The sequence below is a fragment of the Ancylobacter novellus DSM 506 genome (assembly GCF_000092925.1).
Classification (GTDB): domain Bacteria; phylum Pseudomonadota; class Alphaproteobacteria; order Rhizobiales; family Xanthobacteraceae; genus Ancylobacter; species Ancylobacter novellus.
Genome location: NC_014217.1, coordinates 1,076,240 through 1,099,292, shown reverse-complemented (window position 1 = coordinate 1,099,292; position 23,053 = coordinate 1,076,240). Strand labels below are relative to the sequence as shown.

General features: G+C 67.1%; 30 protein-coding genes. 9 read left to right on the top strand and 21 right to left on the bottom strand.

Translation table 11 applies throughout. The features are described from left to right. Position 1 precedes the first annotated feature (1 nt). On the bottom strand, positions 2-1,621 hold the full coding sequence (locus tag SNOV_RS05330) for a peptide chain release factor 3 (protein ID WP_013165889.1): 1,620 nt from the start codon (positions 1,619-1,621) through the stop codon (positions 2-4). A 116-nt stretch (positions 1,622-1,737) separates the two neighbouring features. Here SNOV_RS05330 and SNOV_RS05325 point away from each other — a divergent pair, with 116 nt between their 5' ends. Next, entirely contained in the window at positions 1,738-2,028 is a 291-nt protein-coding gene (locus tag SNOV_RS05325; protein ID WP_013165888.1) for a putative quinol monooxygenase, read from the top strand. 9 nt (positions 2,029-2,037) lie between these two features. Here the strand turns inward: SNOV_RS05325 and SNOV_RS05320 are convergent, their stop codons facing one another. Further along, positions 2,038-2,385 carry an ArsC family reductase gene (locus SNOV_RS05320; RefSeq protein WP_013165887.1) on the bottom strand — a complete coding sequence of 116 codons (348 nt, stop codon included), beginning with the start codon at positions 2,383-2,385 and terminating at the stop codon, positions 2,038-2,040. A gap of 86 nt (positions 2,386-2,471) precedes the next feature. Further along, positions 2,472-2,693, bottom strand: a complete 222-nt coding sequence (locus SNOV_RS05315) for a YMGG-like glycine zipper-containing protein (protein ID WP_013165886.1) — start codon at positions 2,691-2,693, stop codon at positions 2,472-2,474. Positions 2,694-2,864: 171 nt separating this feature from the next. Here SNOV_RS05315 and SNOV_RS05310 point away from each other — a divergent pair, with 171 nt between their 5' ends. Continuing rightward, positions 2,865-3,719, top strand: coding sequence for a quinoprotein dehydrogenase-associated SoxYZ-like carrier (locus SNOV_RS05310; protein ID WP_013165885.1), 855 nt, complete (start codon positions 2,865-2,867; stop codon positions 3,717-3,719). A gap of 151 nt (positions 3,720-3,870) precedes the next feature. On the opposite strand, the gene SNOV_RS05305 is transcribed toward SNOV_RS05310, so the two are convergent. The 10 genes from SNOV_RS05305 to SNOV_RS05265 all read right to left on the bottom strand — a co-directional run bounded on the left by SNOV_RS05305 (position 3,871) and on the right by SNOV_RS05265 (position 11,087). Beyond that, on the bottom strand, positions 3,871-4,323 hold the full coding sequence (locus tag SNOV_RS05305) for a hypothetical protein (protein ID WP_013165884.1): 453 nt from the start codon (positions 4,321-4,323) through the stop codon (positions 3,871-3,873). 23 nt (positions 4,324-4,346) lie between these two features. Continuing rightward, a complete protein-coding gene (locus tag SNOV_RS05300; RefSeq protein ID WP_013165883.1) occupies positions 4,347-5,015 on the bottom strand; it encodes a hypothetical protein in 669 nt (222 codons plus the stop codon). A 14-nt stretch (positions 5,016-5,029) separates the two neighbouring features. After that, the gene (gene pqqE, locus SNOV_RS05295; RefSeq protein WP_013165882.1) at positions 5,030-6,172 is read right to left on the bottom strand and encodes a pyrroloquinoline quinone biosynthesis protein PqqE; all 1,143 of its coding nucleotides are present in this window, start codon (positions 6,170-6,172) and stop codon (positions 5,030-5,032) included. After that, entirely contained in the window at positions 6,169-6,480 is a 312-nt protein-coding gene (pqqD, locus tag SNOV_RS24430) for a pyrroloquinoline quinone biosynthesis peptide chaperone PqqD (RefSeq protein WP_013165881.1), read from the bottom strand. Before pqqD ends, pqqE begins: the two co-directional genes overlap by 4 nt. Then, positions 6,477-7,214 carry a pyrroloquinoline-quinone synthase PqqC gene (gene pqqC, locus SNOV_RS05285; RefSeq protein WP_013165880.1) on the bottom strand — a complete coding sequence of 246 codons (738 nt, stop codon included), beginning with the start codon at positions 7,212-7,214 and terminating at the stop codon, positions 6,477-6,479. The genes pqqD and pqqC overlap by 4 nt, the downstream gene beginning before the upstream one ends. Then, positions 7,211-8,149 (bottom strand): pyrroloquinoline quinone biosynthesis protein PqqB, encoded by a 939-nt coding sequence (gene pqqB, locus SNOV_RS05280; RefSeq protein ID WP_013165879.1) that lies wholly within the window; start codon positions 8,147-8,149, stop codon positions 7,211-7,213. Before pqqB ends, pqqC begins: the two co-directional genes overlap by 4 nt. Before the next feature lie 38 nt (positions 8,150-8,187). Continuing rightward, entirely contained in the window at positions 8,188-8,265 is a 78-nt protein-coding gene (gene pqqA / locus SNOV_RS22850) for a pyrroloquinoline quinone precursor peptide PqqA (RefSeq protein ID WP_081441021.1), read from the bottom strand. Between the two features lie 183 nt (positions 8,266-8,448). After that, a complete protein-coding gene (locus SNOV_RS05275; RefSeq protein WP_013165878.1) occupies positions 8,449-9,138 on the bottom strand; it encodes a response regulator transcription factor in 690 nt (229 codons plus the stop codon). Continuing rightward, the gene (locus SNOV_RS05270) at positions 9,135-10,763 is read right to left on the bottom strand and encodes a sensor histidine kinase (protein ID WP_041782007.1); all 1,629 of its coding nucleotides are present in this window, start codon (positions 10,761-10,763) and stop codon (positions 9,135-9,137) included. Before SNOV_RS05270 ends, SNOV_RS05275 begins: the two co-directional genes overlap by 4 nt. Positions 10,764-10,877: 114 nt before the next feature. Then, positions 10,878-11,087, bottom strand: a complete 210-nt coding sequence (locus SNOV_RS05265) for a hypothetical protein (protein WP_013165876.1) — start codon at positions 11,085-11,087, stop codon at positions 10,878-10,880. Positions 11,088-11,573: 486 nt separating this feature from the next. Between SNOV_RS05265 and fae the strand changes: the two genes are divergently transcribed. Continuing rightward, positions 11,574-12,080 (top strand): formaldehyde-activating enzyme, encoded by a 507-nt coding sequence (gene fae, locus SNOV_RS05260; RefSeq protein WP_013165875.1) that lies wholly within the window; start codon positions 11,574-11,576, stop codon positions 12,078-12,080. 540 nt (positions 12,081-12,620) lie between these two features. On the opposite strand, the gene SNOV_RS05255 is transcribed toward fae, so the two are convergent. The 5 genes from SNOV_RS05255 to SNOV_RS24040 form a co-directional block, all read right to left on the bottom strand. Beyond that, positions 12,621-13,346: an ABC transporter ATP-binding protein gene (locus SNOV_RS05255; protein ID WP_013165874.1), complete on the bottom strand. Its 726-nt coding sequence runs from the start codon at positions 13,344-13,346 to the stop codon at positions 12,621-12,623. Continuing rightward, positions 13,334-14,083, bottom strand: a complete 750-nt coding sequence (locus tag SNOV_RS05250; protein ID WP_013165873.1) for an ABC transporter permease — start codon at positions 14,081-14,083, stop codon at positions 13,334-13,336. The genes SNOV_RS05255 and SNOV_RS05250 overlap by 13 nt, the downstream gene beginning before the upstream one ends. Before the next feature lie 7 nt (positions 14,084-14,090). Next, positions 14,091-15,083 carry an ABC transporter substrate-binding protein gene (locus SNOV_RS05245; RefSeq protein ID WP_013165872.1) on the bottom strand — a complete coding sequence of 331 codons (993 nt, stop codon included), beginning with the start codon at positions 15,081-15,083 and terminating at the stop codon, positions 14,091-14,093. After that, positions 15,080-15,604: a DUF3280 domain-containing protein gene (locus tag SNOV_RS05240; RefSeq protein WP_013165871.1), complete on the bottom strand. Its 525-nt coding sequence runs from the start codon at positions 15,602-15,604 to the stop codon at positions 15,080-15,082. Before SNOV_RS05240 ends, SNOV_RS05245 begins: the two co-directional genes overlap by 4 nt. Before the next feature lie 161 nt (positions 15,605-15,765). Next, complete coding sequence (locus tag SNOV_RS24040) at positions 15,766-16,113, bottom strand: hypothetical protein (protein ID WP_244412877.1); 348 nt, start codon at positions 16,111-16,113, stop codon at positions 15,766-15,768. Between SNOV_RS24040 and SNOV_RS05235 the strand changes: the two genes are divergently transcribed. From SNOV_RS05235 to SNOV_RS05210, 6 genes are all read left to right on the top strand, one after another. Next, a complete protein-coding gene (locus SNOV_RS05235) occupies positions 16,091-17,122 on the top strand; it encodes an ABC transporter substrate-binding protein (protein ID WP_244412876.1) in 1,032 nt (343 codons plus the stop codon). The genes SNOV_RS24040 and SNOV_RS05235 overlap by 23 nt on opposite strands. 27 nt (positions 17,123-17,149) lie before the next feature. After that, entirely contained in the window at positions 17,150-18,133 is a 984-nt protein-coding gene (locus SNOV_RS05230) for a PQQ-dependent catabolism-associated beta-propeller protein (protein WP_013165869.1), read from the top strand. Between the two features lie 44 nt (positions 18,134-18,177). Then, positions 18,178-18,603, top strand: a complete 426-nt coding sequence (locus SNOV_RS05225; protein WP_013165868.1) for a cupredoxin domain-containing protein — start codon at positions 18,178-18,180, stop codon at positions 18,601-18,603. An 88-nt stretch (positions 18,604-18,691) separates the two neighbouring features. Continuing rightward, complete coding sequence (locus tag SNOV_RS05220; protein ID WP_013165867.1) at positions 18,692-19,477, top strand: ABC transporter ATP-binding protein; 786 nt, start codon at positions 18,692-18,694, stop codon at positions 19,475-19,477. After that, entirely contained in the window at positions 19,474-20,316 is an 843-nt protein-coding gene (locus SNOV_RS05215) for an ABC transporter permease (protein ID WP_013165866.1), read from the top strand. The genes SNOV_RS05220 and SNOV_RS05215 overlap by 4 nt, the downstream gene beginning before the upstream one ends. A gap of 53 nt (positions 20,317-20,369) precedes the next feature. Beyond that, a complete protein-coding gene (locus SNOV_RS05210) occupies positions 20,370-20,990 on the top strand; it encodes a hypothetical protein (RefSeq protein ID WP_013165865.1) in 621 nt (206 codons plus the stop codon). A gap of 2 nt (positions 20,991-20,992) precedes the next feature. Here SNOV_RS05210 and SNOV_RS05205 read toward each other — a convergent pair whose 3' ends face one another. From SNOV_RS05205 to SNOV_RS05195, 3 genes are read right to left on the bottom strand one after another with little or no spacing between them, the layout of a single operon-like run. Further along, the gene (locus SNOV_RS05205; RefSeq protein ID WP_013165864.1) at positions 20,993-21,583 is read right to left on the bottom strand and encodes an HXXEE domain-containing protein; all 591 of its coding nucleotides are present in this window, start codon (positions 21,581-21,583) and stop codon (positions 20,993-20,995) included. 23 nt (positions 21,584-21,606) lie between these two features. After that, positions 21,607-22,194 (bottom strand): PQQ-dependent catabolism-associated CXXCW motif protein, encoded by a 588-nt coding sequence (locus tag SNOV_RS05200; RefSeq protein WP_013165863.1) that lies wholly within the window; start codon positions 22,192-22,194, stop codon positions 21,607-21,609. Positions 22,195-22,218: 24 nt separating this feature from the next. Beyond that, the gene (locus SNOV_RS05195) at positions 22,219-23,052 is read right to left on the bottom strand and encodes a substrate-binding domain-containing protein (RefSeq protein WP_013165862.1); all 834 of its coding nucleotides are present in this window, start codon (positions 23,050-23,052) and stop codon (positions 22,219-22,221) included. Position 23,053 lies beyond the last annotated feature (1 nt).

Genomic DNA, 23,053 nt, shown 5'->3' with positions numbered 1-23,053 from the left:
GTCAGGCGGCCTTCTTAACGTCCTTCACGTCGGTGAAGACGATGCCCGGCCAGCGGTCGCCCGTGTAGCCGATCATGAAGGCCGAGGGGCTGAGGAAGACGAGGTCGCCGTCGAGGTCCTCGGCCGTGGAGAGCCGGTTGCCGGCGGCGAATTCGTCGACGCGCTTCGGGTCCTCCGAGGACACCCAGCGGGCAAGCTGGAACTCCGACATGTCGAAGCCGACTTCCAGGCCGTATTCCGCCTCCAGCCGGTTCTTCAGCACGTCGAGCTGGAGCGGACCCACCACGCCGACGAGGGCCGGCGAGCCGTCGGTCGGGCGGAACACCTGAACGACGCCCTCCTCCGCCATCTCCTGCAACGCCTGCTTCAGCTTCTTCGCCTTCATCGCGTCGGGCAGCTTCACCCGACGCAGAATCTCCGGCGCGAAGCTTGGCACGCCAACGAAGTTGATCTCCTCGCCCTCGGTCAGCGTGTCGCCGATGCGCAGGTTGCCGTGGTTGGGTATGCCCACCACGTCGCCGGCATAGGCTTCCTCGGCGAGCTGGCGGTCCTGCGCGAAGAAGAATTGCGGCGTCGCGAGGCTCATCGGCTTGCCGGTGCGCACGAGCTTCGCCTTCATGCCGCGCTGGAGCTTGCCAGAGCACAGCCGCGCGAAAGCGATGCGGTCCCGGTGGTTCGGGTCCATGTTCGCCTGGATCTTGAAGACGAAGGCCGTCATGCGCGGCTCCTCGGCCTCCACCCGGCGCGCGTCCGCCTGCTGGGCGCGCGGCGGCGGGGCGTAGCGGCCGAGGCCCTCCAGCAGGTCGCCGACGCCGAAATTGCGCAGCGCCGAGCCGAAGAACACCGGCGTCAGATGGCCTTCGAGGAAGGAATCGAGATCGAACGGGTTGCAGCCCTCGCGCACGAGGGTCAGCTCCTCCTCAAGCGCGCCCTCGTCCAGCGTGATGTTGAGTGCGGCGATCTCGGCCATGCTCATCTGCCGCAGCGGGCCGGTCTTGCCCTCGTCGCCGTCGAGCAGGCGCATGCCTCCGGTCGCGACGTCCATGGTGCCGACGAAATCGCGCCCACGCCCGACCGGCCAGGTCATCGGCGTGGTGTCGAGCGCCAGCGTCTTCTCGATCTCGTCGAGCAGTTCGAACGGGTCGCGGCTCTCGCGGTCCATCTTGTTGATGAAGGTGATGATCGGGATGTCGCGCAGGCGGCACACTTCCAGCAGCTTGCGGGTGCGCGCCTCGATGCCCTTGGCGGCGTCGATCACCATCACCGCCGCGTCGACGGCGGTGAGCGTGCGGTAGGTGTCTTCCGAGAAGTCCTCATGGCCCGGCGTGTCGAGCAGGTTGAACACATGGCCACCGAACTCGAAGGTCATCACCGAGGTGGCGACCGAGATGCCGCGCTCGCGCTCGATCGCCATCCAGTCGGAGCGGGTCGAGCGGCGGTCCTTCTTGGCGCGCACCTGACCGGCGAGCTGGATCGCGCCGCCGAACAGCAGCAGCTTCTCGGTCAGCGTGGTCTTGCCCGCGTCCGGGTGCGAGATGATCGCGAAGGTGCGCCGGCGGGCGACCTCAAGCGCGATGGGAGACGCCGCCGAATTGGAGGCGGGCTTGCTGATCTGGTCCATGCCGGCGGATGTGGCAGGGAAGGCGCCGCGGATCAAGGGGCGGCGGGCTGCGTCCTGCGCTGCGTCGCGTGTAATATCCGCCGCCACCGCCCTCCCCCGGCACAGAGGAACCGCCCATGTACGGCCTAATCGGCAGGATGATCGCCACCCCCGGCAAGCGGGAGGAACTGCTCGACATCATGCTGGAGGGCATCGACTTCATGCCCGGCTGCATCAGCTATGTGATCGCCCGCGATCCCGCTCATGCCGAAGGCATCTGGATTACCGAGGTGTGGGACAGCGCGGAGAGCCACAAGGCCTCGCTCGGCTTGCCCTCCGTGCAGGCGACCATCGCCAGGGCCCGCCCGCTCATCGCCGGCTTCGACAGCCGCAGCGAGACCGAGCCGGTGGGTGGCATCGGGCTCTAGGCGGCCGTCTCAGGCGAACTGCTTCTCGTAGATTTCCGGCTTGAAGCCGACCAGCAGCGTGCCGTCGACGTCGAGCACCGGCCGCTTGATGACGGAGGTGTTGGCCTGCATCAGCTTCAGGGCCTTGGCCTCGTCGATATTCGCCTTGTCGGCATCGGGCAGGCCGCGGAAGGTGGTGCCGGCGCGGTTGAGCAGGACTTCCCAGCCGACCTTGCCGGCCCATGCCTTCAGATGCGCCGCGTCGACGCTCGAAGCCTTATAGTCATGGAAGGCATAGGCGATGCCGTGCGCGTCCAGCCAGGCGCGCGCCTTCTTCATCGTGTCGCAGTTCTTGATGCCGTAGATGGTGACCGTCACGCCATTCTCCGCTCGCAACGCAAATCGCGCCGGTCATAACGCCGGCGCGATGGCTGCGATAGCTCGGAATGTCTAACGTCGGAGGGTCAGTTGGCGACGGCGGCGCCGATGACGCCGCCCGCCACGGCGCCGGCGCCCGCGCCCCAGGCCGCACCCGTGCCGCCGCCCGCGATGCCACCGATCACCGCGCCGGTGCCCGCGCCGATCAGCGCGCCGGTGCCGGCGCTGCGCTGGGTGGTGGTGCAGCCGGCCGCGACCAATGCGATGACGGCGACGGCGGCGACTTTGACGGTGACGGACTTGGACATCGGGTACTCCCCCAGTTGAATCCCGGGCACCATATCTTCCCCTATCGCGACCTACAATCGCACCATCGCCGGTACTCGCATGATCGTGCCTGCAATTCACGCCGGGAGAGCGTATGATGTCGGCCAACCGCAGGACGCAGAACGATCCGGCGGGCCGCCCGGGAGGCTCCCATGCATCGTGCCATCCATCGCCGTATCCGCCTGATCTTCGCGGTCGTCGTCTTCTCTGCCATCGCCATCTCGGCCGCCGCCGAAGTGCAGGCGCAGGAGGCAAACGCCGACGCCAGCTGGCAATCGCTCAAGCCCGACGTGTTCGGCGAGCGGCGCATCGACGAGAAGAGCCCGCTGGTGCGGCTCACCGCGCCGGTCCGCGCCGAAGACGCCGCCATGGTGCCGATCGAGGTCGAGGTGATACTGCCCGTTGGCGATCCGCGCACGGTGAAGAAGCTCACCCTCATCGTCGACGAGAACCCGGCGCCGGTCGCCGCCACCTTCTCGTTCGGCGGCGAACGACGCGACCTGACGCTCGGCACGCGGCTGCGGGTGAATTCCTATTCCTTCATCCGCGCCATCGCCGAGACCAGCGACGGCGAGTTGCACATGGCGGCACGCTATGTGAAGGCGTCGGGCGGCTGCTCGGCGCCGGCGCTGAAGGACGAGGAGACGGCGCTGAAGAACATCGGCCAGATGAAGCTGCGCGTCGTCGACGCTGCCAAAGCGGGCGAGAAGATCGGCGACGCCACCAAGGCGAACCGCATCTCGCAATTGCAGCTGATGATCCGGCACCCGAACTATTCCGGCCTGCAGATGGACCAGGTCACCCGCCTCTACATCCCGGCGAAGTTCGTCGACGCCATCGACGTGAAGCAGGGCGACGATCTGGTGTTCTCGATGGTGGGCGGCATCTCGCTGAGCGAGGACCCGGCGATCCAGTTCTCCTACGAGCCGACCGGCAAGGAGATCCATGTCGACGCCGCCGACACCGACGGGCGCAAGTTCGAGGGCGGAATCAAGCCGGCGGGGTAGCGCCCTGCAAGTACGCCGTCATGGCCGGCCTTGGCCAGGTCATCCACCACTTTCCGTCTCCGAAGACGTGAATGCCCGGGACGAGCCCGGGCATGACGATGTTCGTGTGGCGATGTTCATGTCGCCATGGCGCCTCGCCGGCGCCCCCTTCTCAATAGAAGCAGGTCACCTCGGCCTCGGCCTGCGCCCGGCGCATCTCGGCGACGATGTCGCGGAACATGCCGGTGGAGCGGAACACTTCCGAGGCCTGCCCCGGCACCTGCACCATGCGCAGGATGGTCTCGGCCTCCTGGTACTTCTCGTAAGGCAGGATGGTGGCGATGGTGTCGATGGAGCAGGAGCACTTTTCCAGCGCCGGCCGGCTCTGGCCATTCGCCGCCATGCAGCCGAAGATGTAGTCGGCACGGGCGACGGTCGGATAGTCGTTGATCAGCCCGGCCGTGGGCGCCTGCGGCGCCGCCTTGGTGACGCCCGGCGTCACGCCCGGCGCGATGCCGAGCCCCGGCGTCTGGCCCCCGTCCTGCGCCAGGGCCGCGCCGGCCAGCGCCAGCGTCATCAGGCCCGCAACCAGGGTACGCGCGGCGTTCCGCGTGGCTTTGCTCATTGGCGATCCTCCCGTGCGGCCGCCTATTTCACTGCGGGCGCAGCAGCGCCAGTCAGCGTTAGGCTGGTCTCGATGATGTTCGATGCCCCGTCCTTGGCCGGCGTGACCACGCGGATAGCGTAGAGCCCGCCCGGGACCTGATCCGAGAACAGGAACTCGTAGCTGCGGCCCGCCAGTTCCTGCAGCTTGTCCTTGTTCGGGTCGGTGGCGAAGGGCTGCATGGTGAGCTTCCAGCCCTCGATCTCGCGGCCGTCATAGGTGAAGCGCGCCGGCTCCACCGTGCCGCCGGCGAGGTGCTCGCGCACGCGGTTGCGGATGTAGAACGGGCTGCCCTTGCTGAGCTGCGCCATCTCCTTCACGTCGCGCTCCAGCAGCACCAACGAGATTGGATTGCCGTTCTGCGTCGGGAACGGCCCGGCCTCGCCCTCCTTGTCGCCGCGATGGATGACGACGTCGGCGACGCGCTTGGCCGCATCCTCCGGCGCCGCGGCCACCTGCATCGTCATGGTCTCGTCGAAGCCCTCGCCGAGCTCCTTCTTGCTGGTCGTGTGCTTGTAGACGTAGTTCAGCGTCGTTCCCGGCGCCACGCGCATGAGATAGGGCGTGTCGAAGAACAGCTCGGTCGCCGTCGGCGCGGCAAAGGCCGCGGTGGTAAAGAAGATGGCCGCGAGCGCGCCCGCCATACGCAACATGAGCCGTGCTCCCGTCAGTTGTTCCGGTCCGGCGTCAGATAGCGCCGGTAATCATATTCCGCCTCGCCGGTGGCGGCATCCGCCTCGGCCAGCGCCAGCATGTGGGCGTGCAGCGGCGACTTGTGGCAGGCGGGATCGGTGGCAGCGGCATCGCCGGCGATGGCCATCGCCTGGCAGCGGCAGCCGCCCCAGTCGATCTCCTTGCGCTCGCAGCTCTTGCACAGATCCGGCATCCAGTCGGTGCCGCGGAAGGCGTTGAAGGCAGGCGAATTCAGCCAGACATCGCTCAGCGAATGCTCGCGCACGTTCCAGAAGTCGAGGTTCGGGATGGTCTCGGCCGCGTGGCAGGGCAGCACCTTGCCGGAGGGTGTCACGTTGAGCGACTGCCGGCCCCAGCCATTCATGCAGGGCTTGGGGTACTTGGCGTAATAGTCGGGCACCACCGCGTCGATGGTGAGCCGGCCCTTGAGGCGCGCGCGGGCCTCCTCCACCACGTCGAGCGCCCAGAACACCTGCTCGCGCGTCGGCATCAGCGCGCCGCGGTTGCGCAGGGCCCAGCCGTAATATTGCGAATGGGCGATCTCGATGCGCTTGGCATCGAGCTCGAGCGCGAGCTCGATAAAGGCCGGGATCTGGTGGATATTCGCCCGGTGCACCACCGAATTGATGGTCAGCGGCAGGCCGAGCCGGCGCACCTCGCGGGCCACGGCGAGCTTCCTCTCATGCGCGCCGCGGAAGTTCGACACCTTGTCGGTCACCTCCGCCGTCGCGCCCTGGAAGGAGAGTTGCACATGGTCGATGCCGGCATCGGAAATCGCCTGGAGCCGCTCCGGCGTCACGCCGACGCCGGCGGTGATCAGGTTGGTGTAGATGCCGACCTCGACGCAGTGGCGGACCATATCCTCCAGGTCGCGGCGAGCCGTGGGCTCGCCACCGGACAGATGAACCTGCAGCACGCCGAGCTTGGCAGCTTCGGAGAACACCCGCTTCCAGGTGTCGAGATCGAGCTCGACATTGCGCCGGTCGAGCTCGACCGGGTTGGAGCAATAGGGGCATTGCAGCGGGCAGCGATGGGTCAGCTCCGCCAGCATGCCATAAGGCGCGGGCGGTGCCGGGCGGACCAGCGGGGTGGTCAGCGGCTGGGCGACAACGTTCATGACGCCGCATCCCCTATTACCGGGTTCGTCACCTCGATCATGCCCTTCTCCACCAGTCCGGCGAGGAAGGCGTCGACATCGGTGGCGACACGCGCGCGGTCGACGGTGAAGGCGCTCGCCAGCTCGTCTACGATGGTGTCGATGGAGCGGACTCCATCGACCTTCTTGAGAATCTCCACCGCGACCGGGTCCGGGCTGAGCACGCGCTCGGGCGCGAGCAGCACCCACTGCCCGCGCGCCTCGTCGTTGCGCAGGCGCACGCCGCGCGCGAGCCTCGGAATTCCGGTCGTGGCGAGGGTCTCGGTCATCGCGTCTCCTTCGGCACGAAGGCGCCGGGATAAGCCATCTTCGGCTCGACATAGGCGAAATAGAGCGCGTCGAGCTGCACCCAGAGCACGTCGCACTTGAATTCCAGCGCGCGGATCGCCGCTTCCTGCTGCTCCGGCGTGCGAGCATGCCGCTTGACGTAGTCGAGCGCGAAGTCTGCATCTCGCGGCGCCTGCGTCAGGCGCTTGTCGAAATAGGCGAGCGTCTCCTTCGAGACGAAATCATAGTTCTTCAGCATGCCGGCGACACGCTCGCCGATGATGCCGGGCGAGAACATCTCCGTGAGCGAGGAGGCGATGGCCTCCAGGAGGCTCTTCTCCCGCACGAAATGCACATAGGCGTCCACCGCGAAGCGGGTGGCGGGCAAGAGGCCGCGCAGCGAGGTGACATAGTCCTGGTCGAGACCGAGCCCGTCGGTGAGCTTCAGCCAGCGGGCGATGCCGCCCTCCCCTTCATGGTCGCCATCATGGTCGATGATGCGCTGGCGCCAGACACGGCGCAGGTCGGCGTCCTCCATGCGGGCGAGGATCGAGGAATCCTTCACCGGGATCATCGCCTGATAGTAGTAGCGATTCAGCGCCCAGGCCTGCACCTGACCGAAATCCAGCTCGCCGCCATGCAGCAGCTTATGGAAGGGGTGCAGACTGTGATAGCGGCGATTGCCTACGTCGCGCAGGCGTTCTTCGAGTTCATTCGGCAAAAGCAGCGTAGTCATAGGGCGATCTCCATCCCATCTTGAGCGATCTCCCATCCGGCTTTATTTGCCGTGATCCGCTCTTTCGAGCCATCAACAAGCACCGGATTGGTGTTGTTGATGTGAACATAGATTTTTCGGCCCACATTGACTTGGCGCAAAGCTTCGATCGAACCATTCTCGCCCGATATCGACATGTGGCCCATGCGCGCGCCGGTCTTGGTGCCGACGCCGGAGATGATCATCTCGTCGTCCTGCCACAGAGTGCCGTCGAACAGCACGACGTCGGCGCCTTCGAGTCGGTCGCGCAGCGCATCGGTCATCGCCGCGCAGCCGGGAATGTAGAGGACGCGGACATCGCCGGCACGCAATTCGACACCGATGGTCTGCTCGCCCTCGATGTCCGTGGCGAGGCTACCGGTCTCCGCCTCCTCGCGCGCCTCGAGATAGAGCGCGATCTTGCCGGGAACCGGAAAGATCGTCGCCGTCACGCCCTCCACCAGCTCGAAGCTCTCGCCGAGCGCGACCGGGCGGCGCGTCACCACGCCTTCCGCCAGCACGTCGAAGGCGCTGCTGGAACGCAGCACCTCATGGACGGCGGGCGTCGCCAGCAGCGTGAAGGGCTGCGCCTCGCGCAGGCTCAGCAGCCCGGCGACATGGTCGATATCGGCATTGGTGAGCAGCACGGCGTTCACCGGCGAGTGCCGGCTTCCCTCGCGCGGATGCAGGGCCGGCACGGCCTGTATCTGCGACAGGATCTCGGGGGCGCAGTTGATCAGCGCCCAGTTCAACCCGTCGGCGCTGACGGCGATCGACGCCTGGGTGCGCCGGCGCACACGCTCATCGCCGGCCCAGGCAAGCGAGCAGACGGGGCATCGGCAGTTCCACTGCGGAAATCCGCCGCCCGCCGCCGAGCCGAGGACGACGAGCCTGAAGCGGGACGGGGACGTGAGCACCGGATAACCGACTATCGCGCCAACCCGCCCCTTTAGGCTCAGAAGTCAGCCGGATAGTAGGCGTTGACTTCCATGCCGACGCAGACTTCGACAATGTGCGGAGTGGTCCAGGCCATATCTTCCTCCTCGATATTTGGCTTCTCTTTACTTCATAAGAAGATCATAAGAAGCCAAGTTGATTTGCGGTTATTACACCGCCTTAGTAGTGTGGTGATGAATTCCCACTTCGTCAAGAAAGACTATGCCGATAATCCTCTAGGCGCACATTATACCAGCACCCTTGCGTCGATGCCGGTATATCAGCCCGGTTCCGGATCGAACATGAAGCCGCGCCCGCGCACGGTCACGATCATGTGGCCGCCATCGGGCAGCGCCTCCGCCAGCTTGTGGCGGAGATAGCCGACATAGACATCCACCACATTGAGCGAGGCGCCGCCGTGGCCCGCCCATAGCGCGGCAAAGATGTCGGCACGCGCCAGCGGCTCGCTCGGATGGCGCATCAAGAGCGCCAGCAGCTCCACCTCGCGCTCGGTGAGGCGCACGCGGGTACCGGCAAGCTGGGCCTGCCGCGTGTCGAGGTCGAGGCTGAGCGGGCCGGCGGTCAGCACGCGCGGCTCACTGTCGGCATTGGAGCGGCGCAGTGCCTGCACCTTCAGCCGCGCCAGCAATTCCTCGAAGGCGAAGGGCTTGATGATGTAGTCGTCCGCCCCGGCCATCAGCCCCTCGGTGCGCTCGTTCACGCTGGAACGGGCCGAGAGCATGATGATCGGCGCGGTCTGTCCGCCGGCGCGCAGCGCCTTGCACACCTCGATGCCGGAGCGGCCGGGCAGCATGACGTCGAGGATGATCGCCTCCCACGCCTTGCCATTGGCCGCGCGCAGCGCCTCCTCGCCGTCGCCGACGAGCTCGACCTGGTAGCTCTCCGAGGAGAAGCCGCGCCGCAGCAGGGAACCGATGTCCGGATCGTCCTCGACGATGAGAATGGTCATTGGGCGGCCTCCAATGTGATGTCGGGCACCGGCGTGGGCAGGCGGACGGTGACGCAGGTCCCCCCGCGCCGCCCTTCGCCATCGGCGACACGGCTGTCGATCTCGATGCGCCCGCCATGGCGGTCGACGATCCACTTCGCCAGGGCGAGGCCGATGCCGAAGCCGGTACCCTCGCGGGCGGCGCCGCGCCAGAAGCGCTCGAAGACGTGCGGCAGGTCGTCCGACGGGATTCCCGTGCCGTGGTCGCTCACTCTTATCACCACATCGCCCGCCTCGCGTGCGGCCTCGACGCGCACCGTCTCGCCGGGCGGCGAATGGCGCACCGCATTGGCGATCAGCCCGTCGAAGGTCTGGCGCAGCCAGTCGCGGTCGGCATCGATGACGAGGTCGTCCGGCATGCAGGCGGTCTCCAGCGTCAGCCCGGCGGCGCGCGCCACCGGCTGCATGCTCTCGCGCAAGTCGGTGATCAGGTCGCAGACGAGGAAGAACGAGCGATCGAGCTCGATCTGCCCGCTCTCGGAACGCGCGATACGCAAAAGGTCCTCGACGCGGCGGTGCAGCCGGCGGGCGCGCGACTGGATGGTGAGCAGCGCCGCCCGCAGGTCCTCCTCGCGCGGCTGCGCCGGACGCAGCGTGATCTCCGCCTCGCCGAGGATGACGGTGAGCGGCGTGCGCAATTCGTGGCTGACATCGGTGAAGAAGCGCCGGCGGGCGAGGTCGACATTCTCCAGCCGCGTATTGGCCGCGCGCAATTCGGCGGTACGCGCGTCGACCGTCTCCTGCAGCTGCTTCTGCGCCGCCACAAGTCGCCCCTCGCGGCGGGCGAGATGCGCCGCCATGCGGTTGAAGCGCGCCATGGCAAGGCTCAGCTCATCATGGCCGGTGACGGCGATGCGGGTGTCCGAGCGGCCCCGCGCGATGGCCGCCGCCGCGGCGGCGACGTCGGCGACGCGATTGACCAGCGAGCGGCCGAGCCGATGATACAGCACGACGGCGATCAGGCAGGCGAGCGCGACGCCGATCAGCCCCCAGCGAATGGTGCGCTCGCGCAGGTCGCGCACCGCGGCCTGCGCGTCATGGGCCGCGATCCGCTCCTCCTCCATCGCCTGGCCGAGCGGTCCGCTGAAGCCGGCGGCGAAGACGTCGAGAGCGACCCGCACCGCCGTCGCCGGCTCCTCCGCCGCGAGCGCGGTGTCGATCTGGCGGTCGAGCACGTCGAACTGCGCCCGCATCCGGGCGAGGGTGCGGCTGCGCGCCGCCATCAGCGTACGCTGCTCCTCGCCGGAGAGGCGTCCGACCTCGGTGGCGAGCGCGTCCTCCAGCCGCGCGAAGGCGGCGCGCGCCCGGTCGGCGGCGGCGAAGCGGCCGGCATGCATCGGCGCCTGCCCGGCGGCGGGGTCTTCGTGCCCGGCCTGCAGCGCCACCAGCGCGTAGTCGCCGATGCGCCCGGAGATGGCGGAGAGCAGCTCCAGCCGGCTCTGCGCCGACACCAGCCGGTCGAGCTGTGCATTGGCCGCCCCAAGGCCGAAGACGAGCGCGAGCGTCGATGCGGCCGTCACCAGAACGGCGACGGCGAGCAGCAGCGCCATGCGCGCCCTGAGCGACGAAAACAAGCCACGCGTCATGCATCCGACCGGGATTGCGCCACCTCACATCGATGGCAACGCGATGATTCCACGGACGGCGTGCAGGCGCACGCTGCGGCGCAGCAGGATTCCTGATTTAAGGTGAAGGAAAGCTCAGATGTCGCGCCCGGCCGACCCCGCCCGCCCGCAGCGCCATTTGGTCACTTTCCACTTGGGATGCGTCTCGCTCCATTCGGCGATGACCGGCGGTGCGCCCATCATGCACTGCACCGGCGCGGGTGTCTGCTCCAGCCCGACCGAGACAATCTCCTCGCGGCAGGTGCCTGGGCTGGCGAAAAGGCAGATCGACAGAATGAGCTCCATAAAAAGTCCTCGAGGCGTGGATCCAAGCCCGTCCGAGTGTCCCTCCAATCCCCGGGCCTAATCTCGCCGCACACGGCGGCCGGATCGCCTCAAGCTTGCAACGTACCGGAGCAAGAAGCGGGCCAATGGGCACGCCGACACATCCGGGAAGCCGGCGCCGACGCCGCTTCGGGCCGGCCCGGCGCCTGCCCGATCACCGGACAGAGCCGTCTGCCGTAGTTTTGACCATGCCGCCATAATCCGCAATAGCGACCATCGATTCCCTCAAGCTTAGACAAACGTCTTGTCAAGCCCGTGCCCGAGCGTCACACGGGCGAAGAATCCCTTGCGGATAAAGGCGAAGCGGGCCTAGTCTCTCCCCCGTAACGTGTCTGGTCGCGCTATCGGGCCAACCGGTTTGGTGTTCCAAACGCTGCAACAAAGATAGCCGGGACATCGGGGGACAGTTCCCGTCCCTTGTCATGCAACCCCGTGTGGGAGGATTAGATGGCCAAGATCAACAAGGTGCTCATCGGCGAATCGCTGGTGGGTGACGGCAACGAGGTCGCTCATATCGACCTCATCATCGGCCCGCGCGGCAGCGCGGCGGAAAGCGCCTTCGTCAACGCCCTGACGAACAACAAGGACGGCTTCACCTCGCTGCTCGCCGTCGTCACGCCGAACCTGCTCGCCAAGCCGAACACCATCCTGTTCAACAAGGTGACGATCAAGGACGCCCGCCAGGCCGTCCAGATGTTCGGCCCTGCGCAGTACGCGGTCGCCAAGGCGGTCGTCGACAGCGTGGCCGAAGGCGTGATCCCCGAGGAAGAAGCCGACGACCTGTTCATCTCGGTCGGCGTGTTCATCCACTGGGAAGCGGCGGACGACGCCAAGATCCAGCAGTTCAACTACGAGGCCACCAAGCAGGCCCTCAAGCGCGCCGTCGACGGCGAGCCGAAGGTCCGCGAGGTCCTCTCTCAGGCCGCTTCGGCCAAGCATCCCTTCGCCGCTTAGATCGGAAGCAACCCTGGGCAGACAACACCACCGCCCGCGGCCCAGTATCCGAAGGGCCTGCTCCAGCGGTTGGCGGCGATTTTCCTGAACAAGTGACGGCGGTTCGCCGGCGTCGCTTGCGCCACTGAGACGGCGGGTGAGCCGCCTTCTCATTGCCCACAATCCCACTTCTCGAGGCCCGGAGCACGCTCCGGGCCTTTTTCTTTGGCGGCCTTCGCCGACTTCCCATGAACCTCATCCTGAGGTGCCGCCGCCGGCGGCCTCGAAGGAGGCTCGTCCGGGTGCGCCTGAACGACCATCCTTCGAGGCTCGCGGCGCGAGCACCTCAGGATGAGGGGGTGGTGTGGAATTGGGCTCCGAGGAGGATTTCGCGTCCGTCATCCCCGGGCTTGGCCCGGGGATTCACGCCTTACCCGGCGCCAGGCTGAACCGAAGTCGTGGATGGCCGGACCAAGCCCGGCCATGACGCGGCACTGGACCGCTGTGGTCCTGAGTGCTGGTCTCTACTTCCCTCTCCTCGTCAGGGAGAGGGAGCTGTCCTCACCCGCCGATGCCGATCGCCCGGCGCAGCTCGTCGATCCGCGCCGGCGCGGCGCGTTCCTCGCGCGACAGGCCCACCGGCGCGTCACGAACGATGCGCGCGGGCTCGCCTTCCAGCACCACGACGCGGCTCGCCAGTTCCACCGCCTCGCGGCTGTCATGGGTGACGAACAGCACCGTCGCCGGCCGCTTCGCTAGCAGGCGGCGCAGCAATTCGCGCAACCGCGCGGCGCCGGCCTCGTCGAGCGAGACGAAGGGCTCGTCCATCAACAGCACGTCCGGTTCGATGACGAAGGCCCGCGCCAGCGCGACCCGACGCTGCTGGCCGAGCGAGAGCCGCTCGGGATAGGCACTGGCGAGATCGGCGAGGCCGACCTCCCCCAGCATCGCCATGGCCCGGCCCCTCGCCTCCTCACCGGACGGCAACGGCAAGGCAACATTGCCCAGCACGGTGCGCCATGGCAGGAGCCGCGGGCTCTGAAAGGCATAGGCGATGCACGGCGTGCCCGCACCGAAGCTCACCTTGCCGGAATAGGCGGTGTCGAGCCCGGCGATGATGTTGAGCAGCGTCGTCTTGCCGAGCCCCGAGGCCCCGAGCAGCACAAGGAACTCGTTCGCTGCCACCTCCAGCCGGAAATCGCGGAAGACGTCCCGCGCGGGCGCGCCGGCGACCGCCGGATAGCGCTTCTCGGCGATGTCGATATGGATCGCGCTCATCGCCGCCATCGGTTGGCCCGCCGCTCCCAAGGTTGCAAAAGGCCGAGCTCGATGAGTTGCACCACCGCGGTGAAGGCCAGTGCATAGGCGAGGATGGTGGCGACGTCGAAGAGCTGGAACGCCGTCTGCAATTCAAAGCCGACGCCGTTGGAGCGGCCGAGCAGTTCCACCACGAGCACGATCTTCCAGGTGAGCGCGAGCCCCGAGCGGGCGCTGGCGGCGAAGAACGGCACGAGCTGCGGCAGGGTGACCTCGCGCAGCGCCTTGAGCCGCGGCAGGCGGTAGACGCGCGCCATCTCGTCGAGGTCCCGCGACAGCGCCGCGGCGCCCTCGCGCATGGTGACGGCGACGTTGGGGATCTTGTTGATCGCCACCGCGGTGATCGCCGCCGCCTCGGTCAGCCCGAACCAGACATAGCAGAGGATGATCACCACCAGCGCCGGCAGGTTGAGCAGCACCACCACCCACGGGCCGAACAGCTCGTTGAGCTGAACGGAGCGGCCGAGCGCGATGCCAATGGCCGAGCCGATCGCCATGGCGATGAGGAAGCTGGCGGCGACGCGAGCGAGCGTGATGGCGATGTTGGCCTGCAAGGCGCCGCTCTCCGCCGCTCGCGCCATCGCCGCGACGACGGCGGCGGGGCCGGGCAGCAGCGGCGAAGCGGCGATCAGAGCGGCGATCTGCCACACGAGCACGAGCCCGGCGAGCGAGGCGGCGGTCAGCAGCAGGCGCGTCGCAGTGGACACCTTCCCCTCACTCGCCCACCGGCCCGAACAGGCTGCGCTCGAAGCCCGGATTCGGCCCGACCAGCTCCGGCCCACCGGTCTGCGCCAGCACCTCGTAGAGCTTGGCGCAGGACTGCCGCTCGGCCTCGCCGAAGCTGCCCGGAATGCCGGCACGGTAATAGTCGCGCAGCCGGGCGAATTCGGCGTCGTCCGCCGCCTGCATAAGCGGGCGAATGCGCTCCCAGGCGGCATCATTCGTCGCCAGCACCCGGTTGGCGGACGCCGCCGCGCGCAGGAAGGCGGAGATCGCCGCGCCCTTGTCGGTCATGACGGCGTTGCGCCAGACGAAGCCGACCAGCGGCGGGGCAGGATCGATGCCGAGCCCCTTGACGACCTCCTTCATGTCGAGGAAGCGCCGGAAACCCTTGGCGTCGAGCCGCGCGGCATAGGGCCAGAAGGTCAGCACCGCGTCGACGCGGCCGAGCACCAGTTGCTCGCTGACCAGCGGCGCGGCGCCGAACACCGGCTCGGCGACTTCAGTGAGATCAACGCCGAGCTGCGCCTTGCCGTAGGCGCGCAGAAGCAGCCAGCTTTTGTCGAGCGCGCCGCCGGCGACGCCGATCTTTTTGCCCTTCAGGTCGGCGAGGCTCTTCACCGGCCCGTCCGTCGCCACCATCAGCGCGCCGAGCGTGTTGGAGAAAGGCGCGAAGCGCATGCGCTCGCCATCCTGGGTGCGGCGTAGCGCCCACAGCCAGTCGCTGACGATGAGGTCGATGTCGCCCGCCTGGAGGGCAACGGTCGTCGCCTGTCCGCTGGCGAAGTCGACGGCGTCGAGGGTGAGGCCCTGCTGCTTGTCGAAGCCTTCCGTGCGGATGGTCTCCACCAGCCAGTTCAGCGTGCCGAATTTCAGCGAGCCGATCCGCAGCTTCATCGCTGCATCCTGCGCATGGGTCGGCAGAGGCAGCAGCGGAACCAGCGTGATGGCAGCCGATGCCAGCAAGGCGCGGCGGGTGAGAATCATGGCGCGGCTTTCCCAGTAAGCGGCGGATCGAGCAGACGATTGCGGATGAGATAGGAGACGCCGCGCAGCCAGGATTCGTCCGTGTTGTTGCGGATGTCGGCGCTGCCCGCGCGCAGCACCTCCCCCGTCGCAACATCCCGCAGCTGGAAGTTGATGTTGAGGATGAGATTCGAGACTTTCTGCACCAGCCCGATCACCTCGATCTGCGCACCGAGGGAGCGGGCGATCTCGAGCTCGCAGCTATTGCAGTTGCGGAAGGGCGAAGCCTCGGTAATCTCGGCCTTTTTCGGCGACAGGTCGACCACTTCATAGCCGGCTTTCTTCAGCCGCTCGCGCAGATCGTCAGTGATGAGGGCGAGGCGCCTCGCCTCCTCCGGCTTCGGCCCGCTGGGGCCCGCCTCGCCGCTGGTGTCGAACAGCTCGAAGTCGAACACGGCGACGCGCGTCGCGGCCTGGGCATCGGCGGCGGCGAGACCGAGAACGAGCGCGGCAGTTGCACCGAGGTAGCTGAAAGCATTCATCCAGTTCTCCCTCCCTGGGCCGGACTTGTTCCTGCCGCCCGGCAATCATAACGCGGAGATATGCTCCTGCAAGCGACCGGGAAAAAGTTCCCGATTTTAATATTTGCTATATGCTTTGGATAACGGCAGCGTTACATTTTCTTATTAGTTTCTTATGCACGCTATTTTATTGAATGCTTGAGCTCGATTGCGTAGAGTTTTGCCACGGCGACCGAGAAAAGTTCCAAAGACACTTGTCGAGAACCAGCAAACACATTGCCGTGGGATGAAATGCCGATGAAAAGGATGGCGAGCGTCACTGGCGCGGCGCTGATTGCAGCATTGTGCGCGATGACTGCGGCGGGCGCGCAGGAGGCCACCTCCCCTGCCCCTTCCTCGCCGCCGCTCGCAGCCAAGCCAGCGGCGGCCATACCGCCCGAGCAGACATTTCGCATCGGCCTGGTGCGGCAGATCCCCGAGCCGCCGCCATGGATCGCGCCGCTGCAGATGCCGCCGAACGACCTCGGCATCGCCGGCGCCGAGCTCGGTATCCGCGACAACCTCACCAGCGGCCGCTTCCTCAAGCTCGACTACAAGCTCTCCACCGAGATCGTGCCGACCGACGGCGATCCGCTGCCGGCGGCGCAGAAGCTTGTCGAGGCCGGCAACAGCTTCATCCTGCTCGATGTTCCCGCCGACCAGCTCATCCGCATCGCCGACGCGCTGAAGGACAAGAACGTCCTCATCATCAATGTCGGCGCCACCGATGACCGGCTGCGCCAGCAGGACTGCCGCGCCAACGTGTTCCACATCGCTCCCAACCGGGCGATGCTGACCGACGCGCTGGCGCAGTTCCTCGTCACCAAGCGCTGGCGCAACTGGTTCCTCATGGTCGGCCGCACCGACGCCGACAAGCTCTATGCCGAGGCGGTGCGCCGCTCAGCGAAGAAGTTCGGCGCCAAGATCGTCGCCGAGAAGCAGTGGGATTATGGCCCGGATGCCCGCGCCACCGCACAGTCGGAGGTGCCGCGCGGCACGCAGGTCGGCGAGTACGACATCCTCGTCGTCGCCGACGAGCTGGGCGAGTTCGGCGACATCCTGCCCTACAACACTTGGCTCGCCCGCCCCACCGCCGGCACGCAGGGGCTGATGCCGCTCTCCTGGCACCCCACCATGGAGAACTGGGGCGCCTCGCAGCTTCAGAGCCGCTTCTTCAAGCAGTCGAAGCGGATGATGCTGCCGCTCGACTTCCAGATGTGGGAAGGCGTCTTCTCCATCGGTTCGGCCAGCCTGAAGACCCGCAACAACGATCCCACCAAGGTGAAGGCGCAGATGCTCGCGCCGGATTACGACCTGCCGGTGTTCAAGGGCGTCGCCGCCTCGTTCCGCGACTGGGACCACCAGCTTCGCCAGCCGATCCTGCTCACCCACGCCACCAACACGGTGACGCTCTCGCCGCAGGCCGGCTTCCTGCACCAGGTCACGCCGCTCGACACGCTCGGCTTCGACCGGCCCGAGACGGCCTGCAAGTTCCAATAAAATCAAGCCATTGCCAGGAGGAAACGAATGAGACGCCAGATCCTGCTGTCCAGCGCCGCCGCCATCGCCGGGCTGCTGCTGGTCGATGCCCTGCCGGCCGCGGCCGGTCCCCGTGCCTTCGTCTCCAATGAGCGCGACCACACGATGAGCGTGGTCGACATGGACACGCTGAAGGTCATCGAGACCATCAAGACCGGCCGGCGCCCGCGCGGCATCATCGCCAGCCCGGACGGCAAGCTGGTCTATCTGTGCGCCTCGGACGACAACCGCGTCGAGGTCTATGACGCGGCGACGCTGAAGCTGGTGAAGACGCTGCGCTCCGGTCCCGATCCGGAGCTGTTCGTGCTGCACCCCTCGGGCAACCCGCTCTACATCGCCAACGAAGACGACAACATGGTCACGGTGGTGAACGTCGAGAACAACGACCTCGTCGTCGAGATCCCGGTGGGCGTGGAGCCGGAGGGCATGGGCATCAGCCCGGACGGCAAGTACATGGTCAACACCTCCGAGACCACCAACATGGCGCATGTGGTGGACACGAAGACCAACGAGATCATCGAGAACATCCTCGTCGATTCCCGCCCGCGCATCGCCGAATTCTCCAAGGACGGCAAGCAGCTCTGGGTCTCGGCCGAGGTCGGCGGCACGGTGGCGGTGATCGACCCCGCGACGTGGAAGATCGTCAAGAAGATCTCCTTCAAGATCCCCGGCGTGACCGATGACGCCATCCAGCCGGTCGGCGTGCGCATCTCCAAGGACGGCTCCAAGGCGTTCGTCGCCCTCGGCCCGGCCAACCGCGTGGCGGTGATCGACGCCAAGACGCTTGAAGTCGAGAAGTACCTGCTGGTCGGCCAGCGCGTCTGGCAGCTCGGCTTCACGCCGGACGAGAAGTTCCTCGTCACCACCAACGGCAACTCGAACGACATCTCGGTCATCGACGTCGCGAACGAGAAGGTCACCAAATCCGTCACCGTCGGCCGCTCGCCCTGGGGCGTGGTGGTGGTGCCGTAAGCCCTGAACGATCAGCCAAGAAACATCATTCGGAGGATTTTGCCATGAAGACGCATATTGCCGCCGTGCTCGCGACTACCCTCGCCCTCTCCGGCCTCGCCTATGCCAAGGGCGACATGACCCTGAAGCCGGTGGAGCTCGAAGAACTCACCGTCGGCCTCGGTGATTCCGGCTTCGGCGTCTCCCAGCAGAAGTATGAGCTGGAGACCGGCAAGGCCTACTCGCTGACCGTCAAGTCGACCGGCAAGAAGGAATGCGCCTGGCAGTCGCCGGGGCTGTTCCAGAACATCTTCCTGCGCAAGGTCGAGGCCGGCGGCATGGAGATCAAGGCCATCCACCTCACCGAGCTTGAGTTCGAGGAAGAGGGCGAGGCCGAGATGTTCTTCGTGCCTGTCAAGCCCGGCAACTATGCCTGGTACTGCAAGGGCATGGAGGAGCGGGGCATGAAGGGCGAATTCATCGTGAAGTGACGACGCGGACTTGTTCTCCTCGTAGACTGTCCCCGGCCATGGCCGGGGACATTTTCTTCTCTGTGTCTGGCCGCTTCCGGGAGACGCCATGACGGTTCCGCTGCACGACACGGCGCCTTCGCCTGCCGATCCAGCCGTGCCGGCGCTTGCGGTGCAGGGCGTCACCCACACCTTCGGCGCGCGCAGGGCGCTGGACGATGTCAGCCTCGACGTGCCGGCGGGCAGCTTCACCGCCCTGCTCGGTCCCAACGGCGCCGGCAAGACCACGCTGTTCTCGCTGATCACCCGGCTCTACGACAATCGCAGCGGTGCCATCCACGTGCTCGGCTACGATGTGCGCCGCCAGCCGGCCGCCGCGCTGAGCCGGCTCGGCGTCGTGTTCCAGGCACGCACGCTCGACCTCGAACTCACCGTGCTGGAGAACCTCGTCTATCACGCCACGTTGCACGGCATGGGCTTCGGCGCCGGGCGGCGGCGGGCAATGGAACTGCTCGACGGCGCCGGCCTCGCCGACCGGGCGAAGGACAAGGTGCGCAATCTTTCCGGCGGGCAGATGCGCCGCGTGGAGATCGTCCGCGCGCTGATGCACCGCCCGCGCCTGCTGCTGCTCGACGAGCCGACCGTCGGCCTCGACATCGCCTCGCGCGCCGCGCTGGTGGCGCAGGTGCGTGAACTGGTGGCAAGCGACGGCATCGGCGTGCTGTGGGCCACGCACATCATCGAGGAGATCGGCTCCGGCGACCGCATCGTCGTGCTGCATCGCGGGCGGGTGCGCGCGCGTGGCAGCTTCGAGGACATTCTGGCCGAAGCCGCCACGGACGAACTCGGCGCCGCCTTCCTCAAGCTCGTCGGCGAGGAGGCGGAGGCCGCATGAATTCTCCCTCCCCGCGCTTCCGCCTGCCGCTCGGCGGCTATCTCGTCGTCCTCGCCGGCATATGCTGGCGCGAGGCGCTGCGCTTCCTCAACCAACGCGGCCGCTTCCTTTCGGCGCTGGTGCGCCCGCTGGTCTGGCTGTTCATCTTCGCCGCCGGCTTCCGCTCGGTGCTCGGCGTCTCGATCATTCCGCCTTACGAGACCTACGTGCTCTACGAGGTCTATGTGACGCCGGGCCTCGTGGCGATGATCCAGTTGTTCAACGGGCTGCAATCCTCGCTCTCCATGGTCTATGACCGCGAAGTCGGGGCGATGCGCATATTGCTGGTCAGCCCCTATCCGCGCTGGTTCCTGCTGGTCTCCAAGCTTCTCGCCGGCATCTGCGTCTCGCTGCTGCAGGTCTATGCGTTCCTGGCCGTCGCCTGGTTCTGGGAGGTCGAGCTGCCGCCCATCGGCTACATCGCCGTGCTGCCGGCGCTGCTGCTCACCGGGCTCATGCTGGGCGCCATGGGGCTGCTGATGTCCTCCGTCTTCCGCCAGATGGAGAATTTCGCCAGCGTGATGAACTTCGTCATCTTCCCAATGTTCTTCGCCTCTTCCGCGCTCTACCCGCTCTGGCGGGTGCAGGAGAGCAGCCTCGTCCTCTGGTGGATCTGTACGCTGAACCCCTTCACCTATGCGGTGGAGCTGATCCGCTTCGCCCTCTACGGCCAGTTCGAGCCGCTCTCCGCCCTCGTCGTCGCCGGTTGCGCCGTTGTGTTCCTTGGCGCCTCGATACTGGCGTATGATCCTTCCGCCGGCGTCATGGCCCGCCGCGGCGGGCCGGAGAATGCCCGATGAGCCGGCCATACACACAGGGTCCGCAGAGGCCCGATACCCTCGAGGAAACGCCTATGCCGTCACGCCGCCTCCTCCGCCTCGCCCTATCGCTTGCGCTGCTGGCGGGCACGACGCCCGCTTTCGCGGCCGCCCCCGCCGGCACGTTGTGGCCCTGCATCCAGCGCAAGGTGCCGACGCTCGCCTATGGCCAGATGTGGTCCGGCCCTGCGCTCGACAATCTCAACTGGCAGGCTGACGAGGGCGTGGCCGCGCTCGTGCCCGTGCTGGTGGCGCAGCGCACCCCCATCGACGACGCGACCAAGCAGGTCGAGGAATTCGCCGGCAAGGCCGGCCCGGACAAGAAGCAGCGCCTGACCCTGCTCTTCGCCGGCGTGTTCGACCAGATCAACACCCGCCGCAGCCACATCATCAACGGCATCGAGCGCTACTCGCAGCACCAGATCGAATTGTCCAAGCGCATCAAGGACGAGAGCCTGGCGCTCGCCAAGGCGAAGAAGGCGGCGCAGACCGACGAGGAGAAGGCCAAGGCCGCCGAGCTCGAGGAGCACCTGCTCTGGGACACCCGCATCTACGACGCGCGCACCCAGGCGGTGACGGCCGTGTGCGAGAGCCCGGTGTTGCTGGAGCAGCGCGCCTTCTCCATCGCCCGCGCCATCCAGAACGTGATGGAGTGAGCTCAGGCGCGCAGCCGTCTCAGCCGCAGCGCGACATAGGCGACGATGGCGAGGTGCAGCAGGACCGCACCCGCCAGCCCCGCGGCATGGAAGCGCCAGCCGACCTCCGGCTCGACGCCGATCGCGCCGATGGTGATGAGGCTGAGCGGCAGGAACAGCGCCAAGGACGTCACCAGCCCGGGATTGTAGACGCCGAGCCGGACGCGCGCGCCGATATGGGTGATGCCGTTCACCAGCATGGCGTAGGGAGCGACGAGCCCGTAGCCCGGCCCCCACAGCAGCACGGCATAGAGGGCGCCGAGGTTCAACGCCCACACCGCGCCGACATTGATGACCAGCACCGCCGGCGTGGTCAGCGCCTCGCGCCCGCCGAACACCACATGGTTGGCGAACAGGCGGAAGCGGTCGCCGGTGTGCTCCTCCACCTGGTGGATCATGTAGCCGGGGCTGTGCAGGAAGATAAGCAGCAGCGCCAGCGACGCCTCGGCTCCCAGCAGCGGGGCCGTCGCCAGCAGCGCCGCCGCCATGAAGCCGGCGCCAGCCACCCAGTGGTCGGCGAGCCAGTCCCTGAGCCATTCCAAGCGTTCGCGCATGAGGCGAGTATAGGCGATTCGCGTCAGTCCAGCGGTGTCGCCGCCTCCAGCGGCAGGCCCGCCTTGGCCCAGCCATCGCTGCCGCCGGGATACCAGAGGATGTTGGTATAGCCGTACTCCAGCGCGCGCTTGGCGGCATTCCAGCTCATCCAGCAGTCGGTCTGGCAGTAGAAGGCCAGCGCGGCATCGTGGCGGCCTTCGGTCAGCGTGCCGAGCCCCCGACGGAAATAGGCGTCCATGCCGGCGCTGAGCGCGCCGTAGCCGACATTGGGCAGCCAGACGCTGCCCGGCAGATGATCGCGCTTCTTGTCGCGCCAGATCGTGCCGGGCGGAAGGTTCGCCGGCTTCACGTCGCGCGGCATGACGTCGACGAACAGCGCTGCCTTGCCGCGCCACAGCCGCTCGGCCTCATTCGTGTCGATGACGCGGGCACCGTTGAGGCTCGCGGGCGTCGGCGCGCGATAGTCGTCCATGCGGTAGCCGGAGGGCTCCGGAACCGCCGGATCGCCGCGGCCGCTGGAAGGTGAGAGCGCCAGGAGCGCAACGGCTAGCCCGGCAATGCCGAGCCAGGCGAGGCGGGTGAGCGGCGGTTCGGGGCGGGGGCTCGTCATGTCCTCGCGTCTCCCGCCGTCCCGTCAGGGCGCCTGTTCGATCGGCCGGTCCTGCCCGTCGAGCAGCGGCACGCCATAATCGAGCAGGATGCGGTTTATGGCGCCCTGCTCGTCGGTGATGAACTGGTTGAGCTGGTGCTTCCAGTTCAGTTCGCCGGGGCGGATGCCGAAGGTGATGCGGTAGACGAGCGAGGGATCGCCCTTCTCCTTCACCAGCGGCGTCACGTTGAGCGGGATGCCCGACTTCTTGGCGTAGTAGCCGCCGATCGGCCCCCAGAGGATGCCGGCGTCGACGGCGCCGGAATCGATGTCGGCGATCATCGTCTCAGCCGGACTCTCATAGCGGCGGTCGACCATAAGCGCGTAGGGCCGCGCCATCGCCATGAGGCCATTGCGCATCAGGAAGTCGCCCGGCGGCGAGCCGGCGATCACCCCGATGCGGCGCCCCTTGAGCCGTGGATCCTCCAGCGTGTCGACATCGGCCAGGTCACCGTCCTTCTTGGTGATCAACACCCAGGCCGAGCGGTAATAGGCATTGGTGTTGAGCACCGGATCGCCGCCGGCGACATAGCCCATCACCACGTCGCAGCGCTTGGTGCCGAGCGTCATGCGGTAGAAGCCGGTCGCCTGCGGGAACCAGGTGTAGTCCAGCGGCAGGTCGAGCTTCTGCGCCATCAGCTCGGCGATCTTGTTCTCGAAGCCCTGCCCTTCCTCGTCGGTGAAGGGCATGTTGGCCGGATCGGCGCAGACGCGCAGTGTGGAGCGGTCGACGAGGTCCGAGACCTGCGCCGACGCGGGCGGGGCGAGCGCGAACGCGGCGAGCGCGAAGGCCGCCGCGCCGGCGAGCCGCCGCCTCATC

What these genes read in the sequence shown, in the direction of transcription:
- SNOV_RS05205 (WP_013165864.1), bottom strand. Translation starts at nt 21,583, where the DNA reads ATGCGCGAACGCTTGGAATGGCTCAGGGACTGGCTCGCCGACCACTGG.
- SNOV_RS05305 (WP_013165884.1), bottom strand. Translation starts at nt 4,323, where the DNA reads ATGAGCAAAGCCACGCGGAACGCCGCGCGTACCCTGGTTGCGGGCCTG.
- SNOV_RS05310 (WP_013165885.1), top strand. Translation starts at nt 2,865, where the DNA reads ATGCATCGTGCCATCCATCGCCGTATCCGCCTGATCTTCGCGGTCGTC.
- SNOV_RS05200 (WP_013165863.1), bottom strand. Translation starts at nt 22,194, where the DNA reads ATGACGAGCCCCCGCCCCGAACCGCCGCTCACCCGCCTCGCCTGGCTC.
- pqqE (WP_013165882.1), bottom strand. Translation starts at nt 6,172, where the DNA reads ATGAACGTTGTCGCCCAGCCGCTGACCACCCCGCTGGTCCGCCCGGCA.
- SNOV_RS05215 (WP_013165866.1), top strand. Translation starts at nt 19,474, where the DNA reads ATGAATTCTCCCTCCCCGCGCTTCCGCCTGCCGCTCGGCGGCTATCTC.
- pqqC (WP_013165880.1), bottom strand. Translation starts at nt 7,214, where the DNA reads ATGACTACGCTGCTTTTGCCGAATGAACTCGAAGAACGCCTGCGCGAC.
- SNOV_RS05330 (WP_013165889.1), bottom strand. Translation starts at nt 1,621, where the DNA reads ATGGACCAGATCAGCAAGCCCGCCTCCAATTCGGCGGCGTCTCCCATC.
- SNOV_RS24040 (WP_244412877.1), bottom strand. Translation starts at nt 16,113, where the DNA reads ATGCCGAGGTCGTTCGGCGGCATCTGCAGCGGCGCGATCCATGGCGGC.
- SNOV_RS05325 (WP_013165888.1), top strand. Translation starts at nt 1,738, where the DNA reads ATGTACGGCCTAATCGGCAGGATGATCGCCACCCCCGGCAAGCGGGAG.
- SNOV_RS05220 (WP_013165867.1), top strand. Translation starts at nt 18,692, where the DNA reads ATGACGGTTCCGCTGCACGACACGGCGCCTTCGCCTGCCGATCCAGCC.
- SNOV_RS05275 (WP_013165878.1), bottom strand. Translation starts at nt 9,138, where the DNA reads ATGACCATTCTCATCGTCGAGGACGATCCGGACATCGGTTCCCTGCTG.
- SNOV_RS05270 (WP_041782007.1), bottom strand. Translation starts at nt 10,763, where the DNA reads ATGACGCGTGGCTTGTTTTCGTCGCTCAGGGCGCGCATGGCGCTGCTG.
- pqqD (WP_013165881.1), bottom strand. Translation starts at nt 6,480, where the DNA reads ATGACCGAGACCCTCGCCACGACCGGAATTCCGAGGCTCGCGCGCGGC.
- SNOV_RS05195 (WP_013165862.1), bottom strand. Translation starts at nt 23,052, where the DNA reads ATGAGGCGGCGGCTCGCCGGCGCGGCGGCCTTCGCGCTCGCCGCGTTC.
- fae (WP_013165875.1), top strand. Translation starts at nt 11,574, where the DNA reads ATGGCCAAGATCAACAAGGTGCTCATCGGCGAATCGCTGGTGGGTGAC.
- SNOV_RS05315 (WP_013165886.1), bottom strand. Translation starts at nt 2,693, where the DNA reads ATGTCCAAGTCCGTCACCGTCAAAGTCGCCGCCGTCGCCGTCATCGCA.
- SNOV_RS05255 (WP_013165874.1), bottom strand. Translation starts at nt 13,346, where the DNA reads ATGGCGGCGATGAGCGCGATCCATATCGACATCGCCGAGAAGCGCTAT.
- SNOV_RS05230 (WP_013165869.1), top strand. Translation starts at nt 17,150, where the DNA reads ATGAGACGCCAGATCCTGCTGTCCAGCGCCGCCGCCATCGCCGGGCTG.
- SNOV_RS05210 (WP_013165865.1), top strand. Translation starts at nt 20,370, where the DNA reads ATGCCGTCACGCCGCCTCCTCCGCCTCGCCCTATCGCTTGCGCTGCTG.
- SNOV_RS05265 (WP_013165876.1), bottom strand. Translation starts at nt 11,087, where the DNA reads ATGGAGCTCATTCTGTCGATCTGCCTTTTCGCCAGCCCAGGCACCTGC.
- SNOV_RS05240 (WP_013165871.1), bottom strand. Translation starts at nt 15,604, where the DNA reads ATGAATGCTTTCAGCTACCTCGGTGCAACTGCCGCGCTCGTTCTCGGT.
- SNOV_RS05300 (WP_013165883.1), bottom strand. Translation starts at nt 5,015, where the DNA reads ATGTTGCGTATGGCGGGCGCGCTCGCGGCCATCTTCTTTACCACCGCG.
- SNOV_RS05235 (WP_244412876.1), top strand. Translation starts at nt 16,091, where the DNA reads ATGCCGCCGAACGACCTCGGCATCGCCGGCGCCGAGCTCGGTATCCGC.
- SNOV_RS05245 (WP_013165872.1), bottom strand. Translation starts at nt 15,083, where the DNA reads ATGATTCTCACCCGCCGCGCCTTGCTGGCATCGGCTGCCATCACGCTG.
- SNOV_RS05225 (WP_013165868.1), top strand. Translation starts at nt 18,178, where the DNA reads ATGAAGACGCATATTGCCGCCGTGCTCGCGACTACCCTCGCCCTCTCC.
- pqqA (WP_081441021.1), bottom strand. Translation starts at nt 8,265, where the DNA reads ATGGCCTGGACCACTCCGCACATTGTCGAAGTCTGCGTCGGCATGGAA.